General features: G+C 31.9%; 27 protein-coding genes and 1 other RNA gene. 5 read left to right on the top strand and 23 right to left on the bottom strand.

The genetic code is table 11. The features are described 5' to 3' along the window. Positions 1–27 precede the first annotated feature (27 nt). The 22 genes from QM512_RS05205 to QM512_RS05310 form a co-directional block, all read right to left on the bottom strand. Positions 28–426, bottom strand: coding sequence for a hypothetical protein (locus tag QM512_RS05205; RefSeq protein WP_282804743.1), 399 nt, complete (start codon positions 424–426; stop codon positions 28–30). Positions 427–714: 288 nt separating this feature from the next. Beyond that, positions 715–1,158 carry an ArpU family phage packaging/lysis transcriptional regulator gene (locus tag QM512_RS05210; RefSeq protein ID WP_282804744.1) on the bottom strand — a complete coding sequence of 148 codons (444 nt, stop codon included), beginning with the start codon at positions 1,156–1,158 and terminating at the stop codon, positions 715–717. A gap of 20 nt (positions 1,159–1,178) precedes the next feature. Further along, on the bottom strand, positions 1,179–1,517 hold the full coding sequence (locus QM512_RS05215) for a VRR-NUC domain-containing protein (protein WP_094497005.1): 339 nt from the start codon (positions 1,515–1,517) through the stop codon (positions 1,179–1,181). 150 nt (positions 1,518–1,667) lie between these two features. Then, complete coding sequence (locus QM512_RS05220; RefSeq protein WP_282804745.1) at positions 1,668–1,826, bottom strand: hypothetical protein; 159 nt, start codon at positions 1,824–1,826, stop codon at positions 1,668–1,670. Between the two features lie 2 nt (positions 1,827–1,828). Beyond that, entirely contained in the window at positions 1,829–2,032 is a 204-nt protein-coding gene (locus QM512_RS05225; protein WP_282804746.1) for a hypothetical protein, read from the bottom strand. 2 nt (positions 2,033–2,034) lie between these two features. Next, positions 2,035–2,250, bottom strand: coding sequence for a hypothetical protein (locus QM512_RS05230; RefSeq protein ID WP_282804747.1), 216 nt, complete (start codon positions 2,248–2,250; stop codon positions 2,035–2,037). A gap of 492 nt (positions 2,251–2,742) precedes the next feature. After that, complete coding sequence (locus QM512_RS05235; protein ID WP_282804748.1) at positions 2,743–3,639, bottom strand: VapE domain-containing protein; 897 nt, start codon at positions 3,637–3,639, stop codon at positions 2,743–2,745. Further along, a complete protein-coding gene (locus QM512_RS05240; RefSeq protein ID WP_282804749.1) occupies positions 3,563–4,051 on the bottom strand; it encodes a hypothetical protein in 489 nt (162 codons plus the stop codon). The genes QM512_RS05235 and QM512_RS05240 overlap by 77 nt, the downstream gene beginning before the upstream one ends. Next, complete coding sequence (locus tag QM512_RS05245; protein WP_282804750.1) at positions 4,048–4,848, bottom strand: bifunctional DNA primase/polymerase; 801 nt, start codon at positions 4,846–4,848, stop codon at positions 4,048–4,050. The genes QM512_RS05240 and QM512_RS05245 overlap by 4 nt, the downstream gene beginning before the upstream one ends. Before the next feature lie 2 nt (positions 4,849–4,850). Next, positions 4,851–5,159, bottom strand: coding sequence for a hypothetical protein (locus QM512_RS05250; RefSeq protein ID WP_282804751.1), 309 nt, complete (start codon positions 5,157–5,159; stop codon positions 4,851–4,853). A gap of 2 nt (positions 5,160–5,161) precedes the next feature. Further along, on the bottom strand, positions 5,162–5,473 hold the full coding sequence (locus QM512_RS05255) for a hypothetical protein (RefSeq protein WP_282804752.1): 312 nt from the start codon (positions 5,471–5,473) through the stop codon (positions 5,162–5,164). An 18-nt stretch (positions 5,474–5,491) separates the two neighbouring features. After that, positions 5,492–6,076, bottom strand: a complete 585-nt coding sequence (locus QM512_RS05260) for a DUF669 domain-containing protein (RefSeq protein WP_282804753.1) — start codon at positions 6,074–6,076, stop codon at positions 5,492–5,494. Next, positions 6,076–6,843: an AAA family ATPase gene (locus tag QM512_RS05265; protein WP_282804754.1), complete on the bottom strand. Its 768-nt coding sequence runs from the start codon at positions 6,841–6,843 to the stop codon at positions 6,076–6,078. The genes QM512_RS05260 and QM512_RS05265 overlap by 1 nt, the downstream gene beginning before the upstream one ends. After that, entirely contained in the window at positions 6,844–7,203 is a 360-nt protein-coding gene (locus QM512_RS05270; RefSeq protein ID WP_282804755.1) for a hypothetical protein, read from the bottom strand. It lies immediately after the preceding gene. Between the two features lie 14 nt (positions 7,204–7,217). Further along, positions 7,218–7,385 (bottom strand): hypothetical protein, encoded by a 168-nt coding sequence (locus QM512_RS05275; protein ID WP_282804756.1) that lies wholly within the window; start codon positions 7,383–7,385, stop codon positions 7,218–7,220. After that, a complete protein-coding gene (locus QM512_RS05280; RefSeq protein ID WP_282804757.1) occupies positions 7,385–8,653 on the bottom strand; it encodes a DEAD/DEAH box helicase in 1,269 nt (422 codons plus the stop codon). The genes QM512_RS05275 and QM512_RS05280 overlap by 1 nt, the downstream gene beginning before the upstream one ends. Further along, positions 8,646–8,771, bottom strand: a complete 126-nt coding sequence (locus QM512_RS05285) for a DEAD/DEAH box helicase family protein (protein ID WP_262975501.1) — start codon at positions 8,769–8,771, stop codon at positions 8,646–8,648. Before QM512_RS05285 ends, QM512_RS05280 begins: the two co-directional genes overlap by 8 nt. After that, positions 8,772–9,044: a hypothetical protein gene (locus QM512_RS05290; RefSeq protein WP_282804758.1), complete on the bottom strand. Its 273-nt coding sequence runs from the start codon at positions 9,042–9,044 to the stop codon at positions 8,772–8,774. It lies immediately after the preceding gene. Positions 9,045–9,060: 16 nt separating this feature from the next. Beyond that, the gene (locus QM512_RS05295) at positions 9,061–9,537 is read right to left on the bottom strand and encodes a siphovirus Gp157 family protein (protein WP_282804759.1); all 477 of its coding nucleotides are present in this window, start codon (positions 9,535–9,537) and stop codon (positions 9,061–9,063) included. Positions 9,538–9,679: 142 nt separating this feature from the next. Beyond that, positions 9,680–9,829: a hypothetical protein gene (locus QM512_RS05300; protein WP_188884606.1), complete on the bottom strand. Its 150-nt coding sequence runs from the start codon at positions 9,827–9,829 to the stop codon at positions 9,680–9,682. Then, a complete protein-coding gene (locus tag QM512_RS05305) occupies positions 9,826–10,089 on the bottom strand; it encodes a helix-turn-helix domain-containing protein (RefSeq protein WP_282804760.1) in 264 nt (87 codons plus the stop codon). The genes QM512_RS05300 and QM512_RS05305 overlap by 4 nt, the downstream gene beginning before the upstream one ends. A gap of 4 nt (positions 10,090–10,093) precedes the next feature. After that, entirely contained in the window at positions 10,094–10,303 is a 210-nt protein-coding gene (locus tag QM512_RS05310) for a helix-turn-helix domain-containing protein (protein ID WP_282804761.1), read from the bottom strand. Between the two features lie 290 nt (positions 10,304–10,593). On the opposite strand from QM512_RS05310, the gene QM512_RS05315 reads away from it, so the two are divergent. The 5 genes from QM512_RS05315 (at position 10,594) to QM512_RS05335 (ending at position 14,498) form a co-directional block, all read left to right on the top strand. Then, positions 10,594–10,914, top strand: a complete 321-nt coding sequence (locus QM512_RS05315) for a helix-turn-helix domain-containing protein (protein ID WP_282804762.1) — start codon at positions 10,594–10,596, stop codon at positions 10,912–10,914. Continuing rightward, positions 10,904–11,308, top strand: a complete 405-nt coding sequence (locus QM512_RS05320; RefSeq protein WP_282804763.1) for a hypothetical protein — start codon at positions 10,904–10,906, stop codon at positions 11,306–11,308. The genes QM512_RS05315 and QM512_RS05320 overlap by 11 nt, the downstream gene beginning before the upstream one ends. 11 nt (positions 11,309–11,319) lie before the next feature. Next, complete coding sequence (locus QM512_RS05325; RefSeq protein ID WP_282804764.1) at positions 11,320–12,849, top strand: TerB N-terminal domain-containing protein; 1,530 nt, start codon at positions 11,320–11,322, stop codon at positions 12,847–12,849. A gap of 2 nt (positions 12,850–12,851) precedes the next feature. Continuing rightward, the gene (locus QM512_RS05330; RefSeq protein WP_188884601.1) at positions 12,852–13,178 is read left to right on the top strand and encodes a hypothetical protein; all 327 of its coding nucleotides are present in this window, start codon (positions 12,852–12,854) and stop codon (positions 13,176–13,178) included. Positions 13,179–13,379: 201 nt separating this feature from the next. Next, positions 13,380–14,498, top strand: coding sequence for a tyrosine-type recombinase/integrase (locus QM512_RS05335; protein WP_135352311.1), 1,119 nt, complete (start codon positions 13,380–13,382; stop codon positions 14,496–14,498). Between the two features lie 82 nt (positions 14,499–14,580). Here the strand turns inward: QM512_RS05335 and ssrA are convergent. Further along, positions 14,581–14,947, bottom strand: a transfer-messenger RNA (tmRNA) gene (ssrA, locus tag QM512_RS05340). Positions 14,948–14,961: the final 14 nt, after the last annotated feature.

Genomic DNA, 14,961 nt, shown 5'->3' on the forward strand with positions numbered 1-14,961 from the left:
AAAGCCTAGCTTTTGCTAGACCGGAATTTAATTTTTAAAATAAGCTTTATTTGACTGTACTCCATGACCACAGGCAGAACATTTATACATATAAGGCTTGGACAGGTTTAAATAATCCATAACTTCCACTCCTTCTAAAGGCATTAATGAAAATTTTCTATACTTATTCCAACAATGTGGGCAGTATTTTCTAGTATCATTTTTTCTACAAATAAAGCCATCATTATCTAAATAAACATCATTTGGTATTTCTAAATACTTTTTTAGTTCATCATATTTTTCTTTCAATTCAAGATTTTGATTTCCCAATCCTATCAATTCTTGCTGAAGAGATAATAACGCATCATTTAATTCTCGATTTTTTAATTTTTCTGCTAAAGCTTGTGCGTTTTTTAATATAGAAATTGCATTACTAAAAGTTATCATAAATATTCACCTCAAAATAATTATAAAAAAATCAACTCAGAAGTAGTAGAGTTGACATTTTGAGATGAATATAAATTATAAGTCCTCTTTAGGACTATGGGAAATACTGGAATCGAACCAAGCTTAATGTCTCACCATTTAGAGATATTTCCCACCTGTTAAATACATAAATATAGAGAGGAATTGTATTAATGCGGTGAATTAATTTTCATTAACTCACAATACATATTATGCACGATTGCAATCATTATGGAATCAGAACAATTTAAGTAAAATTTCAATCATTGTTCAGTAAACTTGTAAATCTAGTTTATCCTCATCATCCCAATCAAATACTTCTTGTGTGTTATTCCAGCAATCAGCAAACTCACATAAGGCCTTAGTCTTAAGCGTTCTGAATGAATCATGATCAATTAGTAATTCACGATTAATCACATGTACCGGTTTATGTTGAATATAATACTTAATTAGAATTTGAGGAGATAATCCGTATGTTTTATCCATTGTGTATCTAATGGCTTGTAAAGCTTCAATTGCATGCAACCCTTTATACATTTTTTCTTCAACATTATTACTACGACTTCTAGTAACTGAAGGATTAGAGAAATCAGGACTTGCAATATCAGTTAATTTACAACCTGCTTGTCTAGCAAGTCGATTAATTTGTCCTTTTAAGAAAGCATCAACATTAGCTGCTGTTTCATCTTTATCTGGTAAATCCCAAAAACTCATCTGTTCTCCCTCAATCATTACTAATCATAGCCGTATCCGACTAAACCGCCATCAACAATCATCAAAGCATCTTGAACTGACCTAGCTATTCCGTGAATAACATTATGTGACTGTAAAAACTCATGAAATCTAATTTGATCTTTACGAGGTTTTCCTGTTTTTGATTTAACTTCAATCATAAAAATTTGGTTGTCTACCCAACGATATCCCATTAAATCAGGAAAACCTTGCGGTAACCCGGTATCAAACCAACGCTTATCAATTGTTTGAACCTTACCCACATTAGTGCGAAATACTGAACACTTATGTTGTGATAATGCTACTTGAATTAATTTTTGAATTTCATGTTCAGTCATCATGCACCACCAACTCTTTAGGCGGATTATAAACTCTTCGACCACATTTTCTACATTCATACCAGTCTATATAAGGTAAAAAATATGGAGTTGTATGATAAATATATTCATGATGACAAAACAACTTTTTTAACTCATATACTGCATCAGTAATCATTTCCACTTCACCACCACTGTTTCGAGAAAACCTCTGTCGTTATATCCAAAATCATAATCAATAATTGTAATTTCTTTATGTAAATTTACCCAGTCATTAATCTCTTCCATAAATCTATCTATATAATCATCCCGTTCAAAAGCAAATATTTTCATAATTATTTTTTCTCACTTTCTTGATCTTGTGGTAATAATTCTGTTTGACTAGCTTCAAGATTAACCATTACCATTCCTTCGCTAATCTCATTAAGTCTATCTAGTGATACATCATTAGTATCAGCAGTAATTTGAAGAGTTACCTCCCCCCCGGATGTCTTAAATGACTTGATGTTTCCTTTAAAAATAATTACTTTTCCTTGCATGATTAATCCTCCATTAAATAAACATTACTGTGTTTTTGTAGTTCGCCTAAAAGCTCAGGAATTGAGTCGCAACAAATTAACCCATCGTCATCTGTAATTCCTTTGCCATCTTCCAAATTAATGGCACAATACTCATCATCGTCTAAATAAGCTAGAATAACTTCATGTGAAAATTGAGATTCTATTTTTAATAAAAGATGATCGCCAACTTCTGGCATTTTAAATTTAACCTTCACTTATATACCTCAATAACTAAAAACTATATAAAACATAAGCATGAATACTATTGAACCTAACCAAAATGATGTTACTGTTTGTAAGCTTTTATTATCTGAATGTTCAGAATTATATCCAGCCCATATCAATGAGATAAATAATAGAAAACCTAGTATCACTTTTGTATCATTCACCGTCATTTTCATGTTCATAATTTTCCCTCGAAAAAGTGACAGTCGGGGTACAGTAAAAAGATTAACTGTCACCTTAATTAACTCTTACAGCCACAAGAGATTTAAAGCTTTAAATGTCAAAAAGTGACAGTAACTTTAAAAAAACTTTTTATAGGCTCTATACCCCTATATATTTATATATATTATTTATTTACTTTTATTAGATATTTACTGTAGTAGTGTCACCAACTGACTTAACCATGCACTATATCAGTGTTTTGAAAGGTGACAGTAACTGTCACTTAACTAACATTACTGTCACTACTTTTGGAATCCTCTAATAGCTTTTCCATTAATTTTCTTTCGGGCACCAACTTCGTATCCTAAATGTTCCATGTAATAACGAATATCACGAGTTTCTTTCGTGTTTCTACTTAACGCATTTTCATCTGCAAACAGTTTGAAAGCTAAATCATTGTTTGAAATAAAATCAGCATTTTTAAATTCATTTTCAAGCACAGTATTAAGTTCATCTTCAAGACCCGAAGTATAACGAAATTGCTTTCTGTTTTCTTCAAGTAATTCTTGTTGATGTTCAGTAAGTAAGAATGGATCTTTAATACTCTTATATAGATGAACTGCTTCGCCCCATACTTGTTTTACGTACTCATCCGATAAATCTGTAATCGGTGATTTTGTTTGACGTTTTCCATTAGCGAAAATTGAAATAAATCTACGGTCACCACTACGGTCTTTTAAGTGACGGACTTCATTGGTTGTTCTTGCTAAAACAAATTTCTTTAAGAAAGTTTCTGATTTACGTGCATAAGCTTTTCGATATTCAAAGCTTTGCATAGTGATGAATTTTTTTATTTCTTCAAAGCTAGCAGAATTACTTGCAGTCATTTCATCATCGTTGACAATCAAAGCATTTTTCATAACTTCGAAGTCATCTTTATTACTAAAAGTATTAAATTGATCGGTATATAAGCCTAATGGAGCTAATTTTTGTAAAAGGGATGTTTTACCTACACCTTGACCACCAACTAAATCCAGAACAAAATCAAATTTAGTTTTAGGATTATAGGCTTTAGCAACCGCACCCATGAACCATAGTTCAGTGATTAGAGCTGTTGTTTCATCATGAACGGCTCCTAAATAATTTACAAAATAAATTATCCAATCGTTGTTTCTTATCCCATTTACTATAAGCCTCATTCATATAGTCAATTACAGGATTATATGAGTTCATGTAAGCCACATTCGTAATAGCTTGATCAATTACTTGATTTTTAAAACTTACACCACCATATTTTTTTGAAGATTCAATATAAAGCTCAACAGAATTAATTGCTTGATCGGTATATTGCCCCCTAGTAATGGTAATCAAGCCTAATGGTGTTTCAATTTTCGCATCCCTTACCACATCTATTTCTCTAGTAAATTCATTAAATCTAAATAAATCCTTCAAGTTAGAATCTGTTTTAAGAATTAGGACAATGTTTTTAACAGATGTTGTACGTAAGCCACCATCTTTTGTTGTTTCAAAAATTGATTTTTTATTCTCACTATTTTTAAGTTTATCGGCTTCCTTTTTATTTAAATTGAGAACTTTTTTATCTTCTGTCACTGGTTTCCCCTCTTTCTATTTTCTTTTTCGATCATCGAGTTAACGGTGCGTTCAACTTCATTCAGTGGCAGTGGATCGGCCGTATTATCGTTGGCAATCACAGCTAATTTAGCAGCTGCATAAGGATCAACATTGCGCATAAGCAATCCGCCCATAAAACTAGCCAGATTATCATTGCGTTTTCCTTTGTCACCAAAGCCTTGAATAATAGTTTCAAAAAGATCTGTCGTCTTTGTCCGCCTACGCATACCAAGTAGAACCTCAGCTACCTTAGTTGGTGGAATATCTTTTTGTTTTTCTTTAATCAGGTCAAGCAACCCCTGCGGGGGTGCTTTCATCGGCATATTATTAAGCCAACGATATTTTTTATCTCCTAATGAAGATGGAGCTACAACAACATAATTATTTTCGTGAGCTTTAAGATCTACACTTGGCAGAATCCCGATATTTTGACTGATCTTCATATCCTTTGGTTTTGTAAAGAAAAAATGAAAACCTTTATGCGCTGTCTTTTCAGTGAGAGTATCTTTAAACCATTCATCATGGTGTAGATTCTTGATTGATTCCATACCATCAACTTCACCAGAATGACGGTCAACATCAATTACAAAGAACTTATCTGTTTTCAGTGCAATATTTGCTAAAGGATATTTCTGCCATATTTTCCTTATTTCATCAGGAGTAAGCGGTGGCTTTCCTGCAAACTTGATTAACGGTTTCTTACTCTGACCAATTGGAATAACTGAAAATCCTTTTTCCGCATAGCTCACAGCATAATTTACTAAGTTAACTAACATAGTTAGAATTCATAGTCATTAGAATCAACATTATAATCAATTTTTACTTTAGGTTCTGGTAATCTAATAATTGATTTAATTGTATTTTTCTTAACTTCCCAATCTGTCCAAATTGGATCTGTTCCACATCCTGGATACCATAAGCCATTACCATGTTCTTTATTAATAGCAGTAGGGAAAATCAAAAAATCTTCTCGGTGTGCTTTACACATATGATCATGTACTTCGTTAACGGAAAGACTAGTATATAGTGGATAAACTTTACTACCTAAGACAACCATAATTTCTGTTTTTGGATATTTAATATTCATAATTATTCTCCTTCTCCCCAACCTTGAGCATTTGAATACTTTGCTTTTTTAGGACTTAATCTTTTTAGAAAACCTCTTACTTGGTTCTTTCTTACATGCCATTCAACATAAGTAATTTCTTGATCACAATTAGGGGTCCATCTTAAATCTTGATTATCACGTAACATTGCTACGTTGAAAATTAAGAAATCTAATTGGTGTGAACTTTTTAATTCACGTTCAATTACATCTACAGGTTCTTCTACATAAATTGGAATGACTTCAATTCCCATACTTACCAAGACTTTAGAATGTGGCCTATTATTAATATGCATTGTTTAGTTCCTCCTAAGTTATTCGAATGGTAAATCATCATCAGTTATAGTCATGCCACCAGCTGCATCTTTAAATGGATCTTCTACATTAGCTGTAGTAGGTTGCTCAGCTGTATCAAATTTATAATTTCTCCAAGGATGATCTGGATCTTTTTTATTGGGACTACTTTTGATAGTTAGTTTAAGTAGTTTTCCAATGACACCAGCATTGTGAAAAGCCTCTTGAATTGCTTCATAGTTTTCACTTTCATTCGCACCAAGAAAAACTTTATCTGGAACATCAAAGCCAACCATTGCACCAATTTTTTGAACCATTTTAATACTTCGAGTAAGTGTCGATTCAGACATTTTTTCACCATTTGTCTTTTTTGATGCAAGAGTTGGTGTGATATGTTCTTGACGACCAGCTTGTTCTCCAGTAACTACGTCAAAACTGAATCTAATATAGTCAGTTCCCGATTTTTGCCAAACACCGTGGTTAACCCCACTTAAAGTAACAGTATATGTACCGTCTGGAATTGGTTGAAATCCTGAGTTGATATCATCTTTCTTAGGATCAAATTTTTCACTTTTAACCTTATTTAACGCTTCTAATAAACCCATTATTTATTCTCCTTCTTTTTGTTTTCCTTATATTGCTTTAAAACTTCATCACTAAACATTCCCTGACAAGTAAGCAATAGATCTAATACTCGTTTGTTAGTAATGTTTTCTGGTAAATACTTAGTTCTGGCTGCTTTCACTTCACGCATGTAATGGATATTTTGACCAGCTCCAACTTTTGAAGTTCTAATTACTAAATCACAATTACCATTAATTACGTTGTAGTACTTATCTTTCAGTGATTGCTTATAAGTGGTAATGTTACTTTTTTCATCAGTAATACTAATTTCACGACTAATGTAGATAACATTCATAGGCAATGCCTTTAAATCCATTACAAATTGTTGAAGCACTGAATTAAACATGGCATATCCTTTACTCCAAGGTATATCAGATAAAGCTTGTACGCCTTCATTAATGCAGATGGCTTGCTCAATCATTACACAAATATCATCAATAACATCAATGACAATTGTTTGAAATTGATCCTTAGGTTGTCGTTTGGGATTTTCAACTTGAAGTGCTGTAACAATATCATCAAGCTGTTGAATTGCTGATTGTTGTAATTTTCCGTTTGCATCCCGAATATTGCGAATCTGAATACCTGGAGCTTGGCCTTGTTCACTATTTCCATCGGTATTTAAAACTAATGGATTAGGAAAATAACTTGAAAAATAAGATTTTCCAGACATCGTTTCACCCCAAATAAAGAAGTTGTGGGGTTGTGATTTAGGCTTTAGGGTTGCTACTTTTGGTAATTGAATCATTTAGTTGTCCTCCTTATAAGTAATAATGGTCGTTACGTCATCTAAAGCTCCAAAATGCTCTATCTTGATAACATCATGTTTTTTAGTAAAATCGTTAATTTCTGAATCATTTGAAACATATTCAAAGGTTTTTTGTTTGATCGTGCTTGGTTTCTCATCATAGATAATTAATACACTTTCATCATGATCAGTGTCAGACATCTCTTGGTTTGCTGCCATTGATATGGAGTTAGAATATTTAATATCAATTATTTTTTTATCGGCTATAAACTCATTAACCTGATCTTCTAAAAGAGGTACTTTCCCTTTTCGATCATCCCAGCCACGCCAATCTACTTGGTGCATAATTTTAACTTTCATGTAAAATCTCCTTCTTAATCTGCATTGTAATTAATTTTTAGTGTTAAATATGATGTTCCAGTAACTGATAGATACTTCTTAATTTCGATAGTAGGACTCCAATTTGATTCGATTTGTTTATCAAAATTCCGTATATCTTCAATAACTTTTTCAACATTTTTATTAACATTTTTAGCAGCCATTATTTAAATATCCCTTTCTTCTTGGCCATAAAATATGCCCACCCCGGTTTGTAGCCATGTAATTTACCGTATGCTACTAATTCGCTCATTGACTTCAGTTCACTAACCGATTTATCAACTACATTAGTCATTACTTGATCTTGAATAATCTTCTTGATGTGTTCTTTTCTAGCTTTTGTTGCTTCAACTAAATCAACATCACTTATAGGTTTAGCTTCATGCACTTTAATTGGTTTGCCACAAATTGGGCATTTACCATCCTTAACGTCTGCTGCTCTTACGACTGCAAAGCAGTAATCACAAGTAACAATTGATAATCCTGGATCTTTAAGCAATGTTTTACTCTTTTGTTTTCCAGATTTAATTGCTTGCTTCCAATCCCGGTCATCATCAGGATAACCAAATTTTTTAAAGTTATTGGCGTGGTCAATGATGATGGCCGTCTTGCCTTCACGTGGATTTAAACACCTCATCGAAAACTGGAGGTATAATGCGAGTGATGCTGTAGGACGTGCCATAATGACACAATCAACATTAGGTAGGTCCACACCTTCAGTGAATAAATTAACGTTAACCAGTATCTTAATTTCTTGATCTCGAAACTTACACACCGCTCTATCACGTTTTTCTTTTGAAGTCGTTCCATCTACTTCAATTGCTGAAATCCCTGCAGAATTAAATTCAGTAGCTATTTTGATAGCCGAATCAACTGAATATGTATAAACAACCGCTTGTTTACCATATGCTATTCTTTTGTATTGCTTAACAATGTGACCAAATATTTTAGTAGACATCGCTTCTTGCATGGATTCTGCTGTATAATCCCCAGTACTTCCACGCTTTAATGCTTTTTCATCAAAATCACCTGGAGGTTGAAAATATCTAAGCGGGGCTAGGAAACCTTTTTCTGTTAAATCATGGATAGACTGGCCAACAATAATATCATCTGCAATCTGATCTAATTGTTGTCGTCCAGTTCTGTGAGGCGTAGCCGTGAAAAGCAAAATAATTGCGTTAGGAAACCTATTCAAAATATTTTGATATGACTTAGCTAAAGCATGATGTGCTTCATCAACTAGGATCACGCTAGGCCTTGGTAATTTTTTAACTCTTCTCGTAAGAGTTTGAACCATGCCTGCAGTTAGTAAATTAGAATTAACTTTCTGTTTCTTGAAAGTCTTAACAGCTTGATCAAGGACTTCTTTACGATGAATCAAGAACATTACACGGTTATTATTTTCAGTAGTTCTCCTGGCAATCTCAGCCATTACTCACTGTCTTACCTGTTCGAGGTGGGCTTTGAACGATAATTACACGATGCTTTTTCTTCATCGAATCGACAATTTTATTAATTAAATCTGTTTGATATGGTCTTAATTCGTACATTTAGTTACCATTACTGAAAAGCTTATTCATTAGACCACTAATGCTCTCATTCTTATCCATTTCATTATCATGATAGTCATTACCTCTTACGGCATCGTGCAATAAACCATTGAGAATAATTCTGTGACCTGATTCATGATTTACAACTTCTCCTGTTTCATCGTTCAAACCTAAAATCACGAAATTCTTAACTTTGCCATTTAAGATGTCATCAAAGTGTTTTTGTAAATGTTTCTTATCTTCTGTATCTAATTTCAATTCTTTTTCAAACATAATTTTTTTACCTCTCTTACTTAATCAATGTCTTTCTATTAGCTTTTAAATGTGCACCGGTAATTTCTTTACCAGCCTTAAGGTCTTCATAAAGTTTCTTCTTATCTGCTTTAATAGTCTTTTCTTCCACGACATAATCAATCGGTAGCTTTTTAATTTCTTCAACAATCACAGAATCACGATAATTTCGTGGCTTTAAGATATGATGTTCAGTTTGTAACTCTTTTAATCCAGCATCATCCATTGCGTCAGTGATGAATTGATTAAGACGGTTCTTCTTATTGGTTAATACTTTTATGAATTCTCTAAGTTCAGTCATTCGTTCTTTAGCCCAGTTTATTTGGCTATCATATTTGTCAGATAGTCCAGCTGCACCATCAAGTTTCTGATCTCTAGTGAGCTTTAAACTTTCAATGGTATCTACTAGAACCTCTGGATCTAAATCTTTTTGTTCTAATTCTTCAATGGCGTTGTTAATATCGAAAACATTCATGTTATAATCCTCTTGTATAAATATATTTACTTTGTTGGTCGTTATCTGTTGGCGCAGGTAACGGCTTTTTTTGTCCGTCTGTAATTGCATTGCTATTTGCAATTAAGTTATTAATAGTAGTTTTACTAAGCATCTTTACTCCTTAAATGTTTGGAAAAATTGCTGTGTACATGATGAATGTAAAAATCATTAAGGCTGTGATAACACTGCCTAAACTCAAGATTTCTGTTTCTCTAATAGTGAAATCAGTGCCCATAAATTTATTAATTTTGTAATTAATCCACTTACTCATCGCTTATGTTCCTCCATAAATTTATCTAAATCCTTTTTGGCATATCTACGAATTCCATCAATCATTGTGTAGGGAATTTGATATTTTTTTAGCCAAACATCAAACGTGGTTCGACTAATTCCTAGGTAAACTGAAGCTTTTGTTTTATTAAAATATCCATACATTGGATTTTTTAATTTCGGAGCTTTTGATTTAGCATCTTGATAAACTAATTCAAATGCTTCGCTCACTAATCCATTAGCTTTTTCTATAGCCTCCATGAGATCACTCCATTCCTAATAACTCATAAACCGTTTCTCGGATTTCTTTAGCACGTTTAGAATTGCTTCCTTTTACAGCTTGATTAAGCTGTTGTCGACTAATATTTAATCTCTTAGCTAAGTCAGCTTGAGTCCAGCCTTTTTTCATTAGTGCAGTTTTTATTTCTACTTCAATTTCTCTTGAAGCACTCTCTAAATGTTCTTCAATCGGCATTTTATTCACCTCGATATAGTTGATGTTCAATAAGTTAATTAACTTGTTAATTTATTTGTTATAAAAATCATTGACATTTTCACAGTATAGCTGTAAATTAAATGTATAATAAATAAGCGTAAAAACAATACACACCTTTTTTATTAAGCTTATTTAATTTATTAACTTGTAAATCAATTTGTTTATTAACTCGTTGACGATATTTATATTAACAGCTGTACTGTAATTATGCAAGTATTTTTTACAGTAAAATTATAATTATTTTGTCAACGATTGAGAGGATCGTTGGTATGACAACATTCGAGAGAATAAAAAAATATGCGAAATTAAGAGGATTATCTTTACAAAAAGTCGCATTAGCTGCTGGATTAAGTAAAAATATGATTTATCAGTATAAGGATGGTACTAATCCAAGTATGAAAACATTAAACAAAATTGCTGATGTTCTTCACGTTGAACCTAATGATTTATTATCAGATACGAACAGTAAGGAAAGTACTGTTCAAGCTGATTTAGATGATGATGACACTATTTTTACTTTCCAAGGCAGGCCTATCCCTCCAGAAGACTTAAAGATTATAAGAAGGTTGCTTAAAAACGATGATGAATAATTTAACAGTTACTTATTTATTTAATTTTGCGATGGCTCACAATATTCAATTTGAAGCTACTCACTTACTTCATCCTGGCACCCCTTCTTGTTGCAATACTACTAACCGAAAAATGGTCATTAATCTTAATAATGACGAAGAAGGTTTACCGTTAGAAATAGCTCATGAAATTGGCCATATTTTTAATGGAGATAAAGGAAAATTTTATTATTGTGGTGATAGTAGTTCATCCCCTATAGAAGTAAATGCCCATAAAACAGGTATTAAAATTCTTGCCAATTATTATTTTGAGAATATTCCTAAAGAAGAATGGAATGTAGATAATTTTATGATGTATTATTGCATTCCTCCATCTTATAAAGATTGGGTTGTTAAATATTTAAAATCGTTGTAGTAGGTATACAGATGAAAGAAAAAATTAAACATTTTATAGACATAATTCTAGGTAGAAATATCATAGGAAATGATTCTGCTACCTCATATTCACATTCAGAATTAGAAAATAATATTATTAAAATTTCACATCATTCATATAAAATTGACGATGATATTTTTACATTACTGTATTTCACTGATGGCAAGTATAAAAATATTGATCTTCAAAGAAACGAACCATCTGCTATTTCTATGAAGTGGTCAATTTCAACACATTTACCACAAAAATTAGGATATTATCCATCATTATCTAATGCTACGCCCGCACAACGAAACGGATATTTAAAGTGGTTATCAGACAATCTCCCTTCAGATGCAGATATAGGATATTTCTTTATTTTATTAAATTGTATTGAACGACATATAGTTAATCACCAAAAAGTAGATGAGTGTGTTTCTCTTTTATCACGTTTAATTAATTTAACTGATAATGATTCTTTTAAATATTATGCTTCCGCCTCAATTGCTTATGTTTATTTTCAACTTGATCAAAAAGATATTATTTCGAATTTAAATTTAGATAAATGTCTTATTGAACTTAAAATTATTATTCAACAAAAACTATCTACAATAGATTTAATTAAATGTGCACGTCAAGTTGGCTTTACTAATAAGCGATACATTAAGGCATATCCCGATATTTTTAATGATAAATTAGTTGAAGTTTTAAAAGAGAAATTTGGAGAAAAAACTTTCCCTTGCAATTTTAATAATCCTGATACAATGCCTAAAAAAGAACTACATTTTTCAAATATTTCTATTAGAGATAAGGCTCAAAGTATTCTTATACCTGATCCCTTTTCTAATGAACAATTTAAAGAAGATATTAATTCTTGCTTACAACAAGCACATAACAAAGTTAAATTGTTACTTAAAACAAAACGTAGTTCACATATAAAAAGTAGTACAGCACAGAGCAGTAGTCCCTATTATTCATATGTTGGAGCTACATTAAAAAGCGATTTACCTAGTTATATCACTTCAATAAAAATAAAGGTATTAGGAAAAAAGCGTGTAAATGTAGAAACAGGATATCCAGTTTCTACCGATAAGCAAATTGTTTCTACTTATGATTCACTTATATTAATTCAGGATAAATCTCAGAGCAATCCAGAATTATTAAAATATATGGATCCAGGCACTTTACAACAAGATATGTTATTAGACTATATCCTTCCACGATTTGAAAAAGGACTATTATCTTATCGGTTAGGACAATGGGATAAAGCCGAAAAAGAATGGTTAAAATTAATATATTTAATGCCTCATGCTATTGATAAATTAGGAATATTATATCGAAAAGAAAAAAGGTATTATGATATTGTCCTAATTACTAGAGAAGCAACTAAGTCTAAAGTCATGTCATATCTGTACAATAAAACATTTACCGAAAAAGACATAGCTAAAGCAATGACTGAGTATAAGAAACATCAATTACATGATCTTTCTTGTCTTTCAGAGAATGATTTTAAAAATATAAAAGAAATTAAGGAGAATTAAAATTGGGATTATTTAATAAAAAAACTCAAAATAAACAGCCAAAAAAAGATATGGAAGTTTTAGCATGGGAAAAAGAAATTAAAAAATATATAAGTGAGAATCACTTACAAGATCTTTACACTGATGAAAATGAAGAGGCAATGAATCAAGTTGCTATTGCTTCAGCTGCTAAAGGAACAATTCCTCAATTTCAAGACGCTGGTATTAGAACCATTTATGCAGAACAGCTAGTTTTAGAAGCTCAAAATTGGATGCAGATTCGTCAAAATGATCGTTTAATTAAGCAAAATGATGAAATAATCAAATTACTTAAAGAAAATAATAAATAAATTTTGTCCCATATCTTGAAGACGATAAAAGCCAGATAAAACAAAAATCCCACCGATGCGCCAACATCAGTGGGATAAGGAAATGAGCTACGCCAATAGCTCAAAACATAAATATTTTCGATTAACAAAGCCATAAACTAGGACTCTGCCCTCTTATTGTAGCAGAGTTCCTATTTAGGCTACAATAGGAGGTTTTTTATTATGCCAAAAAGAGATAAACACATAAAACAATATAAATTAAAAAATGGTGATGTTCGTTACATGTTCCATGCTTATTTAGGTAAAGATCCTGTAACCGAGCAACCTATCCAAATCACTAAAAGAAAATTTGCTACTTATAATGAAGCTAAGGAAGTTTATGATGAACTTATCGCTAAAGGCGTTAAAGGCTACATTAAGCCTAAACAACATACAGTAGATGAAGTTTATAAGGTATGGTTTGAAGCCTATAAAGAGACTGTTAAACAATCTACAGCTAATAAAACAGCGATTAATTATAAGGTGCATATCAAGCCATGGTTTGGGAATGATTATATAGATCAAATTGATACTGCCAAATTTCAGTCTTGGGTTAACTCACTTTATAAAAATTTAGTTAAGTACAAAGAAGTCATTAATCGATTTAGTCAAATTTATGATTATGGGGCTGCATTAAGATACTGTCAAAAAATATATAATCCAGTTAATGCAGTTATTATTCCTCGAAAGACAAAAAGACGTCGTAGAAATATTCAAAAAAATTTCTATACATTAGATCAATTAAAGCAATTTTTAAAAGTTGCAGAAAAACAAAATTATCGTAGCTATACTTATTTTCTCTTGCTAGCTACTTCAGGAATTAGAAAATCCGAAGCATTAGCTTTAACTTGGTCCGATATTGACTGGGAAGCCAAAACTGTTTCTATCACAAAAACTTTAGCTTTAGGAATAGATAATAAATTAATTGTTCAAACACCTAAAAGTTTAACTTCAAATCGGCCAATTCCACTTACTGAACATATGATTAGCGTTCTTAAAGAATATCGAAAACAGCAAAAAATTATTTGCCCTATAATTTTTCATGGCATTAGTAATAATTACGTTAATCTTTCAAAACCCGATAGATGGTTACAAGCAATTTATAATGCCGATAAATCCCTTAAAAAAATTACCATACACGGTTTTAGACACACCTATGCTACTCTCAATAAGAATCAAGAAAGAACCGACGTGGAAGCAGTTATGGGTCATAACAGTATAGAAATGACTGAACATTATACTCATGCCACCCAAGAAGGCATGGAAAATATCAGAAGTTATATGAACTCATTAAATATTTAAAAATCGTTTATTGTATCAAAATTGTATCAAAAACAAATAAAAACCACTCTAAATGTTGATATAGAGCGGTTTTTATTCTTATCTATGGAGATGAGGGGAATTGAACCCCTGTCCAAACGTATTCCGTCGTTAACTTCTACGATCATAGTTATATTACTTAAATTTCGCTTTGATAAAACGCCATATAACAGGGCTAAACTATCAAAACTAACCTAAGAATCTTATTTCTAACTATTAAGGTAAGTAGTTAAACGTAGCTCGTTAAATGGTAAGACCCGCAGACAGACACGAGCAATCCGTCATTGGATCACGCAGGCTGACTAAGCAGCTACTGCGTAAGAATTTTCGTTATTTGCAGTTATAATTTAACTGTGACGTTTTTAACGTAGACGTGACCTACGAATCGCAGTCAACGCGAATCTACGCCTGTCGAATCCCAAAACATCCCCAGATGCTTCAATGA

Source organism: Lactobacillus isalae (assembly GCF_947539375.1).
Lineage (GTDB): Bacteria > Bacillota > Bacilli > Lactobacillales > Lactobacillaceae > Lactobacillus > Lactobacillus isalae.